This window comes from Clostridium sp., assembly GCF_051650885.1.
Classification (GTDB): Bacteria; Bacillota; Clostridia; order Clostridiales; family Clostridiaceae; genus Clostridium.
The window spans coordinates 1-2,336 of the sequence record NZ_JBOFRG010000234.1; the positions used below are offsets into that span (position 1 = coordinate 1).

Annotated in this window: 3 protein-coding genes; 1 reads left to right on the top strand and 2 read right to left on the bottom strand. The window is 31.8% G+C overall.

Annotated features, from left to right (window positions below):
• Positions 1–46 precede the first annotated feature (46 nt).
• Together ACRC28_RS11015 and ACRC28_RS11020 are read right to left on the bottom strand one after the other, a co-directional pair.
• Positions 47–1,405 carry a PTS sugar transporter subunit IIC gene (locus ACRC28_RS11015; protein WP_438543497.1) on the bottom strand — a complete coding sequence of 453 codons (1,359 nt, stop codon included), beginning with the start codon at positions 1,403–1,405 and terminating at the stop codon, positions 47–49.
• Between the two features lie 17 nt (positions 1,406–1,422).
• The gene (locus tag ACRC28_RS11020; RefSeq protein ID WP_438543498.1) at positions 1,423–1,575 is read right to left on the bottom strand and encodes a hypothetical protein; all 153 of its coding nucleotides are present in this window, start codon (positions 1,573–1,575) and stop codon (positions 1,423–1,425) included.
• Between the two features lie 154 nt (positions 1,576–1,729).
• Between ACRC28_RS11020 and ACRC28_RS11025 the strand changes: the two genes are divergently transcribed.
• Positions 1,730–2,336: thymidylate synthase (locus tag ACRC28_RS11025; RefSeq protein ID WP_438543499.1), on the top strand; the 607-nt coding region annotated here is incomplete at its 3' end.

Sequence of the window (2,336 nt, forward strand, 5' to 3'; positions counted from 1 at the left end):
AAGGGAACTCCAAATCTTGGAGTTCCCTTAAACTTTTATATATTCTTTAGTTATCATTTCCTACTTTATTAGCAGCTATTACAAATGGTGTCCAAATTAATACTGCTAATAAAATCAATCCTGCTGAAAGAATTCCTGCCTTAATATCTCCTCCTGTTGTTATAACAGCTGATATTACTGGTGGCATTATCCAACCTGCATCTATATAAATCCTGTCTGCAAACTGCACAACCTCTGTAAAGAAATATGCAATTCCTATACAAATACCAGGTGTAATTACAAATGGTATAAAGTACATTGGATTTAAAACAAGTGGTAATCCAAAAATTACTGGCTCATTAATATTAAATAAACCTGGTGCTATTGCAAGTTTTGCAAGTTCTCTTGATTCTTGTCTTTTTGAGAAGATGAATATAGCTATTAATAAAGCTAATGTTCCTCCCGAACCTCCTGGCATTCCATAAACATCAATAAAATTTCTTGTTAATGTAAATGACGCTTCTCCACCAGCTTGAACAGCTTCTAAATTAGCCATTAAAGGTGGCTTATACATAGTATTTAATGCTGGTTCTATCATATTTAATCCATGTAATCCAAAGAACCACAAGAATTGAGAAAGTGTTGCTAATGCTATATAAGTTACTGGTGATTGTCCAAGTGCCATTAACGGTTCTTGAATAGCTTTTTCTATTAATACCTTTAATTCTGTTCCAACACCTGCATAAGTTATTGCATAAACCATACCTGCAAGTCCTACAACTATAACTGCTGGTACAACTGCAGCAAATGCTTTGGATACAGCTGGTGGTACTTGTTCTGGCATCTTAATTGTGAAACCTTTTTTAGTAAACCATATAAATATCTGTGCACCAATTATAGCAACTAACATTCCTGTAAACATAGCAGTTGAGTTAAAATTACTATAATGAATCATACCCCATGACATACCTTTAATTGCTTCAGTTGCTCCCTCTGGAGTTACAGCAACTTCAGCCACATCCGGCATTATTGTAAAGAATGCTGCTAAACATACTAAAGCAGTAGCTAATGGATCAACATCATAAGCTCTACCAAGAGAATATGCTATTGTTATAACTAAGAAAATAGTAGTTAAAGCTATAGTTCCCCACCACATATTTGCTGTAAAAGGCACCATATATTTTGTTAAAAATGGTTGAATTGATTCAGCATAAAATTCCATTGTATTAAGTTTTTCACCTAATATAGATGTGTCTTGAAATAAAACATTTTTTAGTAGGGATCCTACAGCCCCAGCCATAGAAATAGCTAATGTTGCAATAAATCCATCTCTAATTGCACATAATTGTTTTTGACGTCCTAACCTTTCTGCTACTGGCATCAGAAACTTTTCCAGTCCCGATGCTAACTTGTCCATAATTTTCATTCATAATCCCCCTTTTTTTATGTTACTTTTAACAAAGAGATTCTAAAAGAAAATATCTTTTCTTCTGTATGATTATATAATTTCTTCTTTACTTCTTTAATCTTTTTAAGTGATAAAAACGTTAACATTGATTTTTCTATAATAGCTTTAATAATTTTTTTAATTTTCATTTATCCCCCCTCTTGTTAAATGCTACAATTTTATAATAATTATTCACTATGAAATTCATATGAAATTAAAAAATTCCTTCAAAAAACTTTTTTATTTATAAACTACTTTTTATGATAAAATTAGACTTGATTACTTAGAAAGAAGGTGACCTTTATGAGTCTATATGATACACAATATCTTAATCTAGTAGAAAACATATTAGAAAATGGATATTACGATCAAAATAGAACTGGTGTTGCAACATATAAACTGCCACATCAAATAATGCAATTCAATTTAGAAAAAGAATTTCCTATTCTAACAACTAAATTTGTTGCATTTAAAACAGCTGTAAAAGAATTACTTTGGATATATAAAGACCAATCAAACAGCGTAAAAAAACTTCAAGAACAAAACGTTAAGATTTGGAATGAATGGATGATGGAAGATGGAACAATCGGAACATCATATGGATGGATAGTAAAAAAATTCAACCAGCTAGATGAACTTATCCACGCATTAAAAACAAATCCTCAAGATAGAAGAATGATGATAAACCTTTGGCAAATTCCATATCTTGAAACAGGTGCCTTGCACCCTTGTTGCTTCCTTACAATGTGGGACGTAACCGATGGAAAATTAAACTGCATGTTAGTACAAAGGTCAGCAGATGCACCACTTGGATTACCATTCAATACAACACAATATGCAGTGCTTGTTCATTTAATTGCACAAGTGACAGGTCTTAAGCCTGGTTTATTTACTCATGTTATAAACAATG